The organism is Novosphingobium sp. Sphag1I, from assembly GCF_056279125.1.
In genome coordinates, this window is sequence record NZ_JBWBQS010000006.1 from 35,174 (window position 1) to 50,758 (window position 15,585).

The 15,585-nt window shown below is 62.5% G+C and carries 14 protein-coding genes; 12 read left to right on the forward strand and 2 right to left on the reverse strand.

All coding sequences use genetic code 11. The annotated features are described in order from the left end of the window. Window positions 1-52: 52 nt before the first annotated feature. Complete coding sequence (locus tag ACZ9HU_RS08415) at window positions 53-295, forward strand: NepR family anti-sigma factor (protein WP_476104234.1); 243 nt, start codon at window positions 53-55, stop codon at window positions 293-295. Then, window positions 292-870, forward strand: coding sequence for a sigma-70 family RNA polymerase sigma factor (locus ACZ9HU_RS08420; RefSeq protein ID WP_476104235.1), 579 nt, complete (start codon window positions 292-294; stop codon window positions 868-870). Before ACZ9HU_RS08415 ends, ACZ9HU_RS08420 begins: the two co-directional genes overlap by 4 nt. Before the next feature lie 9 nt (window positions 871-879). Here the strand turns inward: ACZ9HU_RS08420 and ACZ9HU_RS08425 are convergent, their stop codons facing one another. After that, the gene (locus ACZ9HU_RS08425) at window positions 880-2,160 is read right to left on the reverse strand and encodes a dicarboxylate/amino acid:cation symporter (protein WP_476104236.1); all 1,281 of its coding nucleotides are present in this window, start codon (window positions 2,158-2,160) and stop codon (window positions 880-882) included. Between the two features lie 169 nt (window positions 2,161-2,329). Between ACZ9HU_RS08425 and glmM the strand changes: the two genes are divergently transcribed. The 3 genes from glmM to thiD all read left to right on the forward strand — a co-directional run bounded on the left by glmM (window position 2,330) and on the right by thiD (window position 4,987). After that, complete coding sequence (glmM, locus tag ACZ9HU_RS08430; RefSeq protein WP_476104237.1) at window positions 2,330-3,670, forward strand: phosphoglucosamine mutase; 1,341 nt, start codon at window positions 2,330-2,332, stop codon at window positions 3,668-3,670. A 223-nt stretch (window positions 3,671-3,893) separates the two neighbouring features. After that, the gene (locus tag ACZ9HU_RS08435; RefSeq protein ID WP_476104238.1) at window positions 3,894-4,118 is read left to right on the forward strand and encodes a DUF1272 domain-containing protein; all 225 of its coding nucleotides are present in this window, start codon (window positions 3,894-3,896) and stop codon (window positions 4,116-4,118) included. Then, entirely contained in the window at window positions 4,115-4,987 is an 873-nt protein-coding gene (gene thiD, locus ACZ9HU_RS08440; RefSeq protein WP_476104239.1) for a bifunctional hydroxymethylpyrimidine kinase/phosphomethylpyrimidine kinase, read from the forward strand. Before ACZ9HU_RS08435 ends, thiD begins: the two co-directional genes overlap by 4 nt. On the opposite strand, the gene ACZ9HU_RS08445 is transcribed toward thiD, so the two are convergent. After that, window positions 4,988-5,875 (reverse strand): LOG family protein, encoded by an 888-nt coding sequence (locus tag ACZ9HU_RS08445; protein WP_476104240.1) that lies wholly within the window; start codon window positions 5,873-5,875, stop codon window positions 4,988-4,990. A gap of 55 nt (window positions 5,876-5,930) precedes the next feature. On the opposite strand from ACZ9HU_RS08445, the gene ACZ9HU_RS08450 reads away from it, so the two are divergent. The 7 genes from ACZ9HU_RS08450 to groL all read left to right on the forward strand — a co-directional run bounded on the left by ACZ9HU_RS08450 (window position 5,931) and on the right by groL (window position 15,556). Next, on the forward strand, window positions 5,931-6,122 hold the full coding sequence (locus ACZ9HU_RS08450) for a hypothetical protein (RefSeq protein ID WP_476104241.1): 192 nt from the start codon (window positions 5,931-5,933) through the stop codon (window positions 6,120-6,122). Then, window positions 6,112-7,371 carry an efflux RND transporter periplasmic adaptor subunit gene (locus ACZ9HU_RS08455; RefSeq protein ID WP_476104242.1) on the forward strand — a complete coding sequence of 420 codons (1,260 nt, stop codon included), beginning with the start codon at window positions 6,112-6,114 and terminating at the stop codon, window positions 7,369-7,371. Before ACZ9HU_RS08450 ends, ACZ9HU_RS08455 begins: the two co-directional genes overlap by 11 nt. Beyond that, window positions 7,368-10,550 (forward strand): efflux RND transporter permease subunit, encoded by a 3,183-nt coding sequence (locus tag ACZ9HU_RS08460; RefSeq protein ID WP_476104243.1) that lies wholly within the window; start codon window positions 7,368-7,370, stop codon window positions 10,548-10,550. Before ACZ9HU_RS08455 ends, ACZ9HU_RS08460 begins: the two co-directional genes overlap by 4 nt. Beyond that, on the forward strand, window positions 10,547-11,956 hold the full coding sequence (locus tag ACZ9HU_RS08465) for an efflux transporter outer membrane subunit (RefSeq protein WP_476104244.1): 1,410 nt from the start codon (window positions 10,547-10,549) through the stop codon (window positions 11,954-11,956). Before ACZ9HU_RS08460 ends, ACZ9HU_RS08465 begins: the two co-directional genes overlap by 4 nt. A 95-nt stretch (window positions 11,957-12,051) precedes the next feature. After that, window positions 12,052-13,437, forward strand: coding sequence for an MATE family efflux transporter (locus ACZ9HU_RS08470; RefSeq protein WP_476104245.1), 1,386 nt, complete (start codon window positions 12,052-12,054; stop codon window positions 13,435-13,437). 117 nt (window positions 13,438-13,554) lie between these two features. Next, entirely contained in the window at window positions 13,555-13,842 is a 288-nt protein-coding gene (locus tag ACZ9HU_RS08475) for a co-chaperone GroES (RefSeq protein ID WP_476104246.1), read from the forward strand. Window positions 13,843-13,918: 76 nt separating this feature from the next. Next, entirely contained in the window at window positions 13,919-15,556 is a 1,638-nt protein-coding gene (gene groL / locus ACZ9HU_RS08480; protein WP_476104247.1) for a chaperonin GroEL, read from the forward strand. Window positions 15,557-15,585: the final 29 nt, after the last annotated feature.

Genomic DNA, 15,585 nt, shown 5'->3' on the forward strand with positions numbered 1-15,585 from the left:
ATTATGCGCGATATGTGGATTGGGCGGGGGCGCTCAAATTGGGCAGGTTGATGTGAATCGCAAGCAAGAGCCAGAAGATGCAAATATTTCGGGCGATATCGTCTCGCAAAATCCTGCCATAACACCTGATGCCGTGGGTCAGGAAAAGCATGCCCCCAAGCCCGGAAAATCCACATCGGACGAGGCGCCGCCATGGGCCGCCCCGTTGCGCGACATGTATCAACAAGTGGTCGATGAACCGCTGCCCGATTTCCTGTCCGACCTCTTGTCCCGGCTTGACCGCGACACCGAATGAGCAGCCCCGACAATCAGCCCCCCGATTTCAAACGCGAATTAACCCAGGTCGCGGGGCATTTGCGCGCCTTTGCACGCGGGCTTTGCGGGCGGCCCGATCTGGCCGATGATCTGGTTCAGGATACGCTGCTGCGCGCATGGGCGGCGCGGGACCGGTTTGTGCCGGGCACATCGATCCGGGCGTGGACTTTTACGATCCTGCGCAATGCGTGGTTCACCGAAATGCGCCGCAACCGCTTTCGCGCCGATTATGACGAGGCGCAGGTGGACCGCATCATGACAACGCCTGCGGGGCAAGAGGCGCCGCTGCATCTGGCCGATTTGTCGCGCGCGCTGATGGAATTGCCCGCCGAAAGGCGCGAGGCGCTGTTGCTGGTGGGGGCGGGCGGCTTTTCCTATGAGGAAGCCGCCGCGATTTGCGGATGCGCGGTGGGCACGATCAAAAGCCGCGTCGGGCGTGGCCGCGCCCAATTGAACGCGATGATCGAGGAAGGGCAACTGCCCACACGCGGCAATGCCAGCCAGAGCAGTCAGGCGCTCATGGCCGAACTCGCCCGGATCGCGCCCAAGGAATAAGGGCGGGCGTTATTCCCGCCCTGCCCGGTCCACGCTGCTGGTCACGGCCACATCCATAAAGACGTTGCCCAAAGTGCGCATCAGATCGGGCAACATTTCCACCGCCACCAACAACGCCAATGGCCCGACCGGCACACCCATGGCAATCGCCACCGGCCCGATGGACAGAACAAAGCTGATCGATCCGGGCAAGGAAGGCGTGCCAAGCTCGGTCAGCGCGGCCACAGCAATGCCCGCCAGCATGGCCGACATGCCCAGCGGCGTTCCCGTCAGATGCGCCACATAGATCACCACCGCCAGATTCATCGCCGGCCCCGTCGCGCGGAACAGGGCAACGCAAAGCGGCAGGCTGAATTCCGCGCTGGACGAACGGATGCCAAGGCGCGAACAGGCCGACAGCATCGCGGGCAGGCTGGCCAGCGAGCTTTGCGTGGAGAGCGCCACCACCGACACCGGCAACATCGAGCGCAGATAATGGCCCAGCGCCATGCGCCCAGCCACCACCGCAACCACCGGCGCGGCCAGCAGCACCAGGCCGCCGATCCCGGCCACCAGCGCGACATAATGCGCCAAAGCGCCCACCGCCGCCGTCCCCGTCTTGACCGCCAGCCCCAGCGCCAACGCGAAAACACCAATCGGCGCAATCGACAGCACCCAGCCGATCATCACCATCATGATGCCTGCCAGCGCTTCAAAAAAACCGATCATATGCTGGCGCGGCCCATCGGGCAGCCGCCCCATGGCCAGAGCAAAAACGGCAAAGAACACGACCACGGGCAACATCTCGCCCCCGGCCGCGGCCGAGGCGATATTGGACGGCAGCACCGCCAGCAGGAATTCCGACAGGCCCGGCACAGGCCCCGCATTCTGCGTCGCGCTGCCCGCAAGGGCACCAGCGGCCGCACCGGGAATCGGCCACATTTCCAGCCACAGCGGCATGACCACCACGGCCACAGCGCCGCTGACCAGATAGAATCCCAAAATCCAGAAAATCGCCCGCCGCGCCATGGCCCCCGCCCGCGCCGCCGCCGCCGTCTGAACCAGCCCCAGCACCAACAGCGCCACCACCAGCGGCAGAATCGTCATCTGCAACCCTTTGAGCCACAAAGTGCCCAAAGGCTCGATCACCTTGACCACCGGCATGGCGGCGGGAAATTGCGACAAAACAAGGCCGCACACCAAACCCGCAGCCAATGCAATCAACGCCCCCAGCGATGCCACACGGATTTCGGGCAGGTTGAAACCACCCTTTTCCGCCTGCCCGACCTGCGGCCCAACCTGATCCGTCAAGGAACACCCCATGAATTAAGCAAGGTCTCAATTAACCATTGTTTGCGTGACATTAACTTCATGCCGTCACATAGCAAGGCAGGCTGCACATGCCATGCCCAGTTCAGCATGGCCGATAAGCGGCGCTTCGCCATGCGCGAAAAGACGGATTCGGTTTAGGGATAGACGAATGGGACGACAGTTTTTCGGCACCGATGGCATTCGCGGACGCACCAATGCCGGGGTGATGACCGCCGAAATCGCGATGAAGGTGGGACAGGCCGCCGGTACGCATTTCCTGCGCGGCAAACATCGCCACCGCGTCGTGATCGGCAAGGACACACGTCTTTCGGGCTATATGCTGGAAAATGCGATGGTGGCGGGTTTCACCAGCGTGGGCATGGACGTCGTCCTGCTTGGGCCCATGCCGACGCCCGCCGTGGCGTTGTTGACGCGCGAATTGCGCGCGGACGTGGGCGTGATGATCTCGGCCAGCCATAACCCATACGAGGACAATGGCATCAAGCTGTTCGGGCCGGATGGTTTCAAACTCTCGGACGAGGACGAACTGGCGATCGAGGCCATGCTGGGTCAGGCGCTGCCTCTGGCCGACAGTCCGCAGATCGGGCGGGCGCGCCGCATTGAGGACGCGCGCGGGCGTTATATCCACGCGGTCAAGGGTTCGGTGCCGCATAACATCCGTCTTGATGGCCTGAAAATCGTCGTCGATTGCGCCAATGGCGCGGCCTATCAGGTGGCCCCTTCGGCGGTCTGGGAACTGGGCGCGGAAGTGATCGCGGTCGGCGTGTCGCCCAATGGCAAGAACATCAATGACAAATGCGGCTCGACCCATCTGGATCTCATCAAGGAAACCGTCGTCGCGTCGGGCGCGGATATCGGCATTGCTCTGGACGGCGATGCAGACCGTTTGATCGTCGTCGATGAAATGGGCCAGACGGTCGATGGCGACCAATTGATGGCGCTGATCGGCACGCAATTGCACCAACGCGGCGAATTGCGCGGCGGGGGCGTGGTGGCCACGGTTATGTCGAACCTGGGGCTGGAGCGTTACCTGAACGGGCTGGGCCTGAACCTTGAGCGCACCAAGGTCGGCGACCGCTATGTGCTCGAACGCATGAAGGAAGGCGGTTTCAACGTCGGCGGCGAACAGTCGGGCCACATGATCATGCTGGACCATGGCACGACCGGCGATGGCACGGTGGCCGCGCTTCAGGTGCTTTCCGCGCTGGTGCAATCGGGCAAGAAGGCGAGCGAATTGCTCCACCTGTTCGACCCCGTGCCGCAATTGCTGAAAAACGTGCGTTTTTCTGGCGGCAAGCCGCTGGAGGCCGAGAGCGTGAAAAAGGTCATTGCCGATGCAGAGGCGCAGCTTGCCGGGCGTGGTCGTTTGGTGATCCGGCCTTCGGGCACCGAACCCGTCATCCGCGTGATGGCCGAGGGCGATGATGCGGCCGAGGTCGAGCAGGTGGTGGATGCCATTTGCGATGCGGTGAAGGCGGCGGCGGCGTAAGGTAGTAAGCTTGCCTCCGGCGGGCAAAGGGTCTCGACCCTTTGCAATCCCGTTTTGGGGTGGCGTATGGCCTGCCATATGACATGATCCACGAAGCGGTTTATAAAGCCTGCGGCGCAGCGACGTTGCGCCAAGGTTGAACCTGTGACGCAACAATGACAGTAATGGGGGTGCAGGGGGTCTAGATCCCCTGCTCATACCTTTTTTTGGAAAACCCAAAACAATGCTCGAAATGCGCCCCGATTGCGAAAAATGCGGATGCGACCTCCCGGCCGAGGCCCCCGGCGCGTTTATCTGCTCGTTTGAATGCACCTTTTGTGCCGAATGCACCGAGGAACTGGACGATCTGTGCCCCAATTGCGGCGGTGAATTGATGGACCGCCCTACGCGCGCGAAAAAGCATCATGCCAAGAACCCGCCCTCGACGGTGCGGCATTTCAAGGGATGAAGCATGCCCGGATTCTGACCATCGCCGGATCGGATTGCAGCGGCGGCGCGGGGCTTCAGGCGGATCTGAAAACGATCACCATGCTGGGCGGCTATGGCATGAGCGCGATCACCGCAATCACGGCCCAGAACACGTGCGGGGTCTTTGCGGTCGAACCGCTCTCACCCGACATGGTGGCCGCGCAGATCGACGCCTGCATTGATGACATCGGCGTCGATGCGGTCAAAATCGGCATGTTAGGCAGCACGGCGATCACGCATGTCGTGGCCGACCGGCTGGAAAAGATCGATGCGCCCGTGGTGTTCGATCCGGTGATGATCGCCACGAGCGGCGGTATTCTGGCGGATAGCGAAACCATCGCCGCCTTTGGCCGATTGATGGCGCTGGCGGCGCTCACCACGCCGAATTTGCCGGAACTGGAAGTGCTTTCCGGCCACGCGAACATTGGTGATGAATTTAGCATGCGAGAGGCCGGAGAGGCGTTGATGCTTCGATATGGCGCCAAAGCCATTCTGGCCAAAGGAGGGCACCGGCCCGGTGGCTTTCTTTATGGCTCCAACCAGAACGGTAGCCCGGTCCATGCCCGGACTGAGGATCTGATTTTCGACTGCCTCTACGCGCTGGATGCCGAGGCAGGCTGGCAGGAATGGGAGTTCCACCATCCCCGTATCGACACCCGCCACACCCATGGCACCGGCTGCACGCTGGCCAGCGCGATTGCCACCGGGCTGGGGCAAGGGATGAGCATGGTCGAAGCCGTCAAACGCGCGGGCGATTTCGTTCATGCCGCCCTGCTGGCCGCGCCGGGTTTCGGCGCGGGCCATGGGCCGCTTGGGCATCAAGCTTTGCATCAGGCCGTCAGGCTCTGATCACTCCGCAAATTTGGGGAAACAGTCGATCCCGTAAAAGCCGGTGATGTGTTCCCACGCGTCCTCGGCGGTTTCGACCGGGGTGAAGAGTTGCAGGTCGCGCCGGTTGATCACGCCTTCCTCAACCAAGGCCTCGAAATTGACGACCCGGTTCCAGAATTCCGCGCCGAACAGCAGGATCGGGATCGGCTTCATCTTGCCAGTCTGGATCAGCGTCAGCAGTTCGAAGAATTCGTCGAACGTGCCAAACCCGCCGGGGAACACCGCCACGGCGCGAGCGCGCAGCAGGAAATGCATCTTGCGCAGCGCGAAATAGTGGAATTGGAACGCAAGCCGCGGCGTGACAAAGGGATTGGGCGCCTGTTCATGCGGCAACACAATGTTCAGCCCGATATTCTCGGCCCCCACTTCGGATGCGCCGCGATTGGCCGCTTCCATGATCGAGGGGCCGCCGCCCGAACAGATCACGAATTGACGCTTGCCCTGCTCGACGATGGCGCATTGGCTGGCGATGCGGGCCAGTTTGCGCGCTTCGTCATAATAACGCGCATTGGCGGCCAGTCGCTCGGCAATCGCCTTTTCCTCGGGCGTGGTGGCCGCGGCCAGCTTTTCCTCGACCTTTTCCGGGGCGGGAATACGCGCCGAACCATAACAGACCAGCGTCGAACCGATGCCGGCTTCTTCCATCAGCATTTCGGTTTTCAGCAGTTCAAGCTGAAACCGCACCGGACGTAATTCTTCGCGAAGGAGGAATTCGGTGTCGCGAAATGCCAGCTTGTAGCTCGCGCTTTGCGTCTGGGCGGTGTGGGTTTCGTGTTTTTCAACAAAGCCGGCTTCCTGCTCGGCCTTATAAAAACGGCGGGAAAGACGTTTTTCTTCTTCTGTCATCTTCTGCTCGTATATCTTCCAATCCAGCTTTGTAGCGAAAAAGGGTGAACGGGCAATGACCGAAACGCCGGTGCGGCTACAGATGCAAAAGGCGCAATTTGATCTCAATTTTTATATAAAATTTTTATATCTGTTCATCTTGAATTCAGCGCCCAACGTGCTTGGAACAGGCTGGAAAAGCTGGGCGTGCTGGAGGCTGATTGGGATCGGCGGCGCGATGCAGGCGAGGTATAAAAGTGGCGGATAATCAGTTGGTTGAAACACTTTCGGTCAGGCATCAGCTTGGCCTTCTGGTCAAGGCGGTCGTGGGGGTGGCGGTGCTGGCATTGCTGGTTCTGGCCTATCGTCATTTTACGTATAAAGAGCCGGTAACGCCGCCACCTTTGCCCGAAGGCATTGTCGAGATGACGCCTTCGCAACTGGCCACGCTCAAGGTCGAAGCCGTTGGGGGCGGCGATGGCTGGCAGCAGACAGCCGCCACCGGCATGATCGCGGTGGACGAAACCCATGCCACACCCGTCTTCCTGCCCTATTCGGGTCAGGTGACGCAGGTCATGGTGCAACCCGGCGCCAAGGTTGCGCAGGGCCAGCCGCTTCTGACGCTGCGCACGACCGATGTGGTGGATGCGCGCAATGCGCTGTTCAGCGCCGCCGCCGCACGCGCCAGCGCGGTTGCCGCGGCCAAGCTTGCCGACGATAACCTCAAGCGTCAGGAACAGATCTATCGCACCGCCGGTGGCGCGCTGCGCGACTATGAGCAGGCCCGCAACGATGCCGTCGCTGCGCAAGCCGCCCTGCGCAGCGCCGAAGCCAACCTTGGCGCCGCGCGCGACAAGCTGGAAATTTTCGGCAAGAGTCAGGGCGAAATCGCCGGGCTGGAGGCCAGCCGCAACGTCAACGGATATCACCCCGAAACCACGTTCCGCGCGCCCATCGGCGGCGTGATCGCCACCCGCGCGGTCAGCCCCGGCCAGTTCGTTCAGGTGGGCGGCACCACGCCGGTCCTGACCATCGCCAACCCCGGTCAGGTGTGGCTGGTGGCGCAACTGGCCGAAAGCGATGCGCCCCATGTGCATCTGGGCGACACGGTGGATGTCAATGTCTCGGCCTTCCCCGGCCGGGTGTTCCACGCCGTCGTCGACAATATCGCCAGCGCGCTTGACCCCCAATCGCACCGCTTGCCCGTGCGCGCCACGATCGCCAATCCCGATGGCGCGTTAAAGCCACAGATGTTCGCCAATTTCACGATCCGTCATCAGGAAAGCCTGCCCGCCAACGGCCCCGCCGTCCTGTCGGTGCCGTCGCAATCGGTGATCCGCGAAGGCGATTCGGCCCGCGTGTGGATCCAGATCAGCGCCAACCGTTTCCGCTGTGTCGATGTGACGCTGGGCGAAAGCCACAATGGCCGCGTTGATGTGACATCGGGTCTGAAGGGCGGCGAAAAGGTCGTCACCACCGGCGCCATCTTTGTGAACGAAGCGGGGTTTGGCGCGTGAACGGTCTTGTTCGCTTTGCGCTTCGCTCGCGCATGCTGATTATGGGGCTGCTGGCAGGGATGCTGGCGGCCGGTGGCATTGCGTTCTACAATCTCAACATCGAGGCCTATCCCGACCCGGTTCCGCCGATGGTGGAAATCATCACCCAATCCCCCGGCAGCAGCGCCGAGGAAATGGAACGCGGCGTCACCATCCCCATCGAGGTACAGTTGGCGGGCCTGCCGCATATGACGGCGATCCGCACGATCAGTTTGTTCGGCCTGTCGGACGTGAAGGTCCAGTTCACCTACGATTTCACCTTTGAACAGGCCCAGCAGCAAGTGATCAACCGCCTGTCGCAATTGGGCAGCCTGCCGGGCGGCGTGGTTCCCGAACTCTCGCCCACCAGCCCGATCGGCGAAATCTATCGCTATCGCATCAAGGCGCCCAAGGGCTATTCGGTGATGGATTTGAAAACGCTCCAGAACTGGATTCTGGAACGCCGGTTCAAGGCCATTCCGGGCGTGATCGACGTCACCGGATGGGGCGGCAAGGAGCGCGCCTATGAGGTGGTGGTCGACTCCGCCAAACTTGCCGCGCATCAGACCAGCGTCGGCGCGGTCATCGCCGCGCTTGGCAAGGGCGACGGCAATGTCGGCGGCCAAACCATCAATTTTGGCCCGCAGGCCGCCATCGTGCGCGGCGTCGCGCTGATCCAGTCGCCCAGCCAGATCGAGAACACGCTGGTCACCAACAATGCCGGCGTCCCGGTCTTCATCCGCGATGTGGCCAGCGTTCAGATCGGCAACCAGCCCCGTTTTGGCATCGCGGGCCTTGGTCAGGAAGACGATATCGTCGAAGGCATCGTGCTGATGCGTCGCGGTTCGCAATCCATGCCCACGATCAATGCGGTCAAGGATGAGGTGGAAAAGATCAATGCGGGCGGCATCCTGCCCCCCGGCGTAAAACTGGAATCGGTCTATGACCGGTCCAATCTGATCGATGTCACCACGCATACTGTGATGGAAAATCTGGTGGTCGGCATTTTGCTGATCTTTGCGCTGCAATGGGGCCTGCTGGGCAATTTGCGCAGCGCGATCATCGTGGCCACCACCATTCCTTTCGCTCTGGCCTTTGCGGTGCTGATCCTGACGCTTCAGGGGGAATCGGCCAATCTGCTTTCGGTGGGCGCGCTTGACTTTGGCCTTGTGGTGGACGCCACGGTCATCATGGTGGAAAATATCTTCCGCCACATGGTCGAAAGGTCCGAGCATGTCGAAAAAGGCGAAGGCCATTTCTCCTTCGCCACCCGCCTTGGCGCAATCCTGCATGCCAGCAGCGAAGTGAGCCGCGGCATCTTTTTTGCCGCCGCGATCATTATCGCGTCGTTCCTGCCGCTCTTCACCCTGACGGGTGTCGAAGGCCATATCTTTGGCCCGATGGCCAAGACCTATGCCTATGCCATCGCGGGCGGGTTGATCGCCACCTTTACCGTGGCGCCGGTGATGTCGGCGCTGCTGCTGCCCGATAAATTGTCGGAGGTGGAAACCTTCATCGTCCAGCGTCTGCGCCGGGTCTATGAACCGGCATCCGGGTTTGCTCTGGCCAATCCGGTGGTGACGCTGGGCGGCGCGCTGTTGCTGTTCGGGGCGGCCATGTTCGGCGTCCATTCACTGGGCGTTGAATTCCTGCCGCATCTGGAGGAAGGCAATCTGTTCATCCGCGCCGAACTGCCGACTTCGATCTCGTTGGAGGCGGGGCAACCCACCACCAATGCGATCCGTCGCCGCATCGCGACCTATCCCGAAATCCAGCGTGTCCTTTCAACGCAAGGCCGCCCCGACGATGGCACCGACCCGACCGGTTTCTTCAACGCCGAATTCTTTGTGCCGCTCAAGCCGCAAAAGGAATGGCCCGCCGGCATGGACAAGGACAAATTCGTCGCCCAGTTGAACAAGGATCTGACCGACCGCTTCCCCGGCGTCGACTTCTCTTTCTCGCAGATCATCGAGGATAACGTGGCCGAAGCGGCCAGCGGGGTGAAGGGTGCCAATTCGGTCAAGCTGTTCGGACCCGATCTCGACACGCTGCAAAAGATCGCCAATCAGATCAAGGACGAGATGTCCAAGGTCCGGGGCATCACCGACCTTGGCGTGTTCCAGTCGCTGGGCCAGCCCACCGTGCGCATCGATGTCGACCGCGAAAAGGCGGGCCGATATGGTCTGACCCCCGATGACATCAACCAGACGGTTGCCGCGGCGATCGGCGGGTCGTCGCCGGGCGAATTGTACGAACCGCATACCGACCGGCATTTTCCGATCATCGTGCGTTTCCGCCCCGAACAACGCGACAGCATCGACACGATCAGCCACATCACCGTCGCCACGCCCAATGCATCGGGCGGCGTGACACAGGTGCCGCTGTCCGAAGTCGCCAGCATTCGCCTCGTTTCGGGCGCCAGCTTTATCTATCGCGAGCATCAGACCCGCTATGTGCCGATCAAGTTCAGCGTGCGCGACCGCGACCTTGGCTCTGCCGTCGCCGAGGCGCAGGCGCGCATTGCGCAGAAAATCACCCTGCCGCCGGGCTATAGTCTGGAATGGGCCGGTGAAATGTCGAACCTGAAAAACGCCGTTGCCCGTCTGGAAGTCGTGGTGCCGATCAGCCTGCTGATCATCTTTGCGCTGCTCTATGCCAATTTCGGCAATATCCGTGACGCCTGCCTTGCGCTTTCCTCGATCCCCATGGCGGTCATCGGGGGCGTTCTGACGCTGGTGGTGACGGGGACGTCCTTTTCGATTTCGGCCGCCATCGGTTTTGTCGCGCTGTTCGGCATTGCGGTGATGGACGGGATTTTGGTGGTGAACAATTTCAACACCGCGCTCAACGAAGGGCAAAGCCGCGAGGAAGCCTTGAAGACCACCACGCGCAATTCGCTGCGCCCGGTGATCATGACCTGTCTTGTGGCGGCCATCGGCCTGCTGCCCGCCGCCGTCGCCACGGGCATCGGGTCACAGGTGCAAAAGCCGCTGGCGCTGGTCGTCGTGGGCGGCATGACGCTGGCCCCGGTGATGATCCTGCTGGTTCTGCCGCTGTTGATCGGGCGTTATTCCAAACATGTGCCCAACAAATATGCCGTGGCCCATGGCAAGGATGAACGTGACCTTCCCGGCCACGAACATGAGGGAGAACCGGCATGAACATGACCGCCCTTCTGCTGGCCGCGACGGTTCCGGCCCTTCCCTTGCCGCCGACGCCTGCGGGCAACGCGCCCGAAACGGTGTTGACCCAGCCCATCGCGCCCGAAGGCAATCCGGCGCAGGCCATTGCCGTGGGCACGCCCGTCCCCGCGCAATGGTGGCGCGAATTTGGCAATGATGCGCTTAACGCTCTGGTCGAACGCAGCCTTGCCGCCAACCCGGACATTGCCGCCGCCGACGCCACCTTGCGCCAGATGCAGGAACTGGCGCGCGCGCAGGTGGGCAATCTCTTGCCACAGGTGGACGCGGGCTATCAAGCGACGCGACTGCGGACCAGCAACACACTGTCCACGGCCCTGGCCGATCCCAATGCGATGCTTTACACCCTGCATACCGCGCAGGTGAACCTGTCATGGTCGCCCGATATTTTCGGCGGTGGGCGGGCAAAGGTCCGCTCGGCGCGGGCGGCGGCCACGGCGCAGGCCGCAAGGCGTGATCTGGCCCGTTCGACAATCGTGGCCAATCTGGTGCAATCGGCGATCCAATATGCCGCCCTTGGCGAAGAAATCGAGGCCACCCGCGATGCCGTCACCGCCTATCGCGACGTTCTGGCGCTGATCAAGGTTCGGCAAAAGCTGGGCGCGGTGGGCGCATCCGATGTCGCGGCGCAGGAAACCGCGCTGGCCGCGATTGAGGGGCAATTGCCCGGCCTTGAACGCGCCCGAAAGGCGCAGGAGGCCCAGATCGCCGTGCTGATCGGCGTGGCGCCGGGAACGCCTCTGCCCACCTTGCCGCGCATGGATGAACTGACCCTGCCCGCGCAATTGCCGCTCAGCCTGCCCGCACAGGTCGTGGCCCAGCGTCCCGATGTGCGCGCCGCCGCCGCGATCATGGAAGGCGCATCGGCCGACGCCAAGGCTGCGGTTGCCGCCCGCCTGCCATCTTTCACGATCAGCGCCAATTATGGCGGCACAGCCAACAGCTTTGCCGACATGTTTGCGACGGGCAATCCGTTCTGGGCCGTGCTGGGCGGCGTATCGGCCCCGCTGTTCCACGCGGGCAGCCTGCTGCACCAGAGCCATGCCGCCAAGGCCGCCTTGGAAGCGGCGCAGGCGCAATATCGCTCCAGCGCGCTACAGGCCTTTGCCGATGTGTCCAATGCGCTGACGGCGGTAAAAACCGATGGCGACGCTCTGGCCGCGGCCGACCGGGGCAATCGCGCTTCGGCCACCAGTCTGGATTTCACGCGGCGCCAGTATGAATTGGGGGCGGTGGGCACCTTCACCCTGCTGCCGGTTCTGGCCGCGCGGGCCGAGGCGCGCAGCACATGGGTTCAGGCGCGGGCCGCAAGGCTGGTCGATACGGTCGCGCTTTATCAGGCGCTGGGCGGCGGATCGGGCCAGTAAGAACAATCGGGGGCGCTCTATCAGGGCGCCCCTTTTGTTTGGGGTCCGGACGAAATCGCTTTCTCCTGAAACAAAGCCCGCCTATGCCGCCGGGCATGAGCAAGGGGGAAAATACCGGATTCTGGCGCGATGAAGCGCTCTCGACGCTGCGTCTGGCGGTGCCTTTGGCGGCGGCCAATCTGTTGCAGATGGCGGTTTACGCGATCGATGTGATCTTTGTCGCGCGGCTGGGGCAAACCCCGCTGGCGGCCTCCTCCCTCTCGGTCAGCCTGTTCGGCCTGCTGGCATGGAGCCTGTCGGGATTGACCGGGGCGGTATCGGCGCTGGTCGCGGCGGAATTGGGCGCGCGCAATCATGCGGTGCGTTCGGTGCGGCGTTCGACGCGCATGGGCCTGTGGCTGGCCGTGGGCACCGGCATTCTGGCGATGATCCTGTGCAGCTTTGGCCGCGAAATCATGCTGATGACCGGACAGGCGCCCGAAATTGCGCAATTGTCGGGTCAATTCCTGCATGTGCTGAAATGGGCAATGGTGCCCATGCTGATCGGCAATGTGCTGCGCTCGGTTGTCTCGGCGCTGGGGCGTCCGATCTTTGCCACTTTCATCACGGCGCTGGCCATCGCGGTCAATGCGGCGGGCAATTATGCGCTGGTGTTTGGCCATTGGGGCATGCCTGCGCTGGGGCTGCAAGGGTCCGCGCTGTCCAGCGTTATCACCGGATGCGTGACGGCGCTGGCCTATGCCGGGGCGATTTTTTCCAATCGGCGGCTGCGTCGGCATTATCTGTTCGGCCATCTCTGGCGGCCCGATTGGCAGCGGCTGCGCGAGATCGCCGCCATTGGCGCGCCGATCTTCTTTCAGGTTCTGGCCGAGGCGGGCCTGTTTGGCGCCGCCGCTTTCCTGATGGGCCGTATTGGCGAGGCGGAACTGGCCGCGCATACGGTGGCGCTTCAGATCGCGGCCTTTACGTTCCAGATCCCCATGGGCATCGGACAGGCCGCGACGATCCGTGTCGGCTATCATTACGGCGCGGGAGACCGGGCGGCGATGGGCCGGGCGGGTTGGGCCTCGCTTCAGATCGGCCTGTGCATCGCGCTGTTCAGCTCATCGCTGATGGTGCTGGCGCCGCGTTTGCTGCTATCGGCCTATATCGACGTTGACGCGCCGGAACGGGCGGTGATGGTCGCGCTGGCCCTGCGCTATCTGGTGGTGGCCGCCGCATTCCAGCTGGTCGATTCGACGCAGGTTATTCTGGCGGGCGCGCTGCGCGGGCTTCAGGATACCAAGGTGCCGATGGCGATTGCCCTGCTGGGCTATTGGATACCCGGCTTTGGCGTGTCGGTGGCGCTGGGTCTGGGCACGGGCTTGCGCGGCTTTGGCGTTTGGGTCGGGCTGGCGACGGGGCTGGCCGTGGTGGCGGCGATGTTACTGTGGCGATGGAACCGGCGCGAGGCTTTGGGATTGGTATTGCCCCGCCCCTAAATTTTTTATCAGGGGACGCCTTGACGCCCCTTGGACCTGCACCCATATCCGGGGCGCTGGCACTCTCAAGGTGGGAGTGCCAAGAAGCATTTTCAACTTGAGAGAGGTAACACTCCCATGTCGTTCCGTCCTCTGCACGACCGCGTGCTGGTCCGCCGCGTCGAAGCCGAAGAAAAGACCGCCGGTGGCATCATCATCCCCGACAGCGCCAAGGAAAAGCCCGCTGAAGGTATCGTCGTTTCGGTGGGCACTGGCGCCCGCAACGAAGCAGGCGTTGTGACCCCGCTGGAAGTCAAGGCTGGCGATCGCGTGCTGTTCGGCAAGTGGTCGGGCACCGAAGTCAAGGTCGGCGGTGAAGACCTGCTGATCATGAAGGAAAGCGACATTCTGGGGATTATCGGCTGAACGCCGATGGGCTCGGCATCATCGGCTGAGCCACCCAAATTGTCTGAACCATTCTGATTTTTCAAAGGAATAGATCATGGCCGCCAAGGACGTGAAATTTGGTCGCGACGTACGCGAACGCATTCTCAAGGGCGTTGACACGCTTGCCGACGCCGTCAAGGTGACGCTGGGCCCCAAGGGCCGCAACGTCGTCATCGAAAAGAGCTTCGGCGCCCCCCGCATCACCAAGGACGGTGTTTCGGTCGCCAAGGAAATCGAACTGAAGGACAAGTTCGAAAACCTGGGCGCACAGATGCTGCGCGAAGTGGCCAGCAAGGCCAATGACAAGGCCGGTGATGGCACCACCACCGCGACCGTTCTGGCCCAGGCCATCGTGCGCGAAGGCCTCAAGGCCGTTGCCGCCGGGATCAACCCGATGGATCTGAAGCGCGGCATCGACACCGCTGCTGCTGCTGTGGTTGCCGATCTGGCTGGCCGCTCGAAGCCGGTGGCTGATTCGGCCCAGATCGCTCAGGTCGGCATCATCTCGGCCAATGGCGACACCGAAGTTGGCCAGAAGATCGCCGAAGCGATGGAAAAGGTCGGCAAGGAAGGCGTGATCACCGTCGAAGAAGCCAAGGGCCTCGAATTCGAACTCGATGTCGTCGAAGGCATGCAGTTCGACCGTGGTTACCTGTCGCCCTACTTCGTGACCAACCCCGAAAAGATGACCGTGGAACTGGATAATCCCTATATCCTGATCCACGAGAAGAAGCTCTCGAGCCTGCAGTCGCTGCTGCCGATCCTCGAAGCCGTGGTGCAGTCGGGCCGTCCGCTGCTCATCATCGCCGAAGACATCGAAGGCGAGGCTCTGGCCACGCTCGTCGTCAACAAGCTGCGCGGTGGCCTCAAGATCGCTGCCGTCAAGGCTCCCGGCTTCGGCGACCGCCGCAAGGCCATGCTGGGCGATATCGCCACGCTGACCGCCGGTGAAATGATCTCGGAAGATCTGGGCATCAAGCTCGAAACCGTCACCCTCGGCATGCTGGGTCAGGCCAAGAAGGTCACGATCGACAAGGACAACACCACGATCGTCGACGGTCTGGGTTCGGCCGAAGACATCAAGGGTCGCGTTGAGCAGATCAAGGCGCAGATCGAAGTCACCACCAGCGACTACGACCGCGAAAAGCTGCAGGAACGTCTGGCCAAGCTGGCTGGCGGCGTGGCCGTCATCAAGGTCGGCGGCTCGACCGAAGTGGAAGTCAAGGAACGCAAGGACCGCGTTGACGACGCTCTGCACGCCACGCGCGCAGCCGTCGAAGAAGGCATCGTCCCCGGCGGCGGCACGGCTCTGCTCTATGCCACCAAGGCTCTTGAAGGCCTGAAGGGCGCGAACGAAGACCAGACCCGCGGCATCGACATCGTCCGCAAGGCGATCACCGCTCCGATCAAGCAGATCGCTGAAAACGCTGGCGTCGATGGCGTCCTCGTGGCCGGCAAGCTGCTGGATCAGTCGGACGAAACGCTGGGCTTCAACGCCGCGACCGAAACCTACGAAAACCTGCTGGCCGCAGGCGTGATCGACCCGACCAAGGTTGTGCGCACCGCCCTGCAGAACGCTTCGTCGGTGGCCGGCCTGCTGATCACGACCGAAGCCGGTATCGTGGAACGCGCCGACGACAAGCCCGCCATGCCCGCCATGCCCGGCGGCGGTATGGGCGGCATGGACTTCTAATAGTCCACGCCATCCAAGGCAAAATCAGG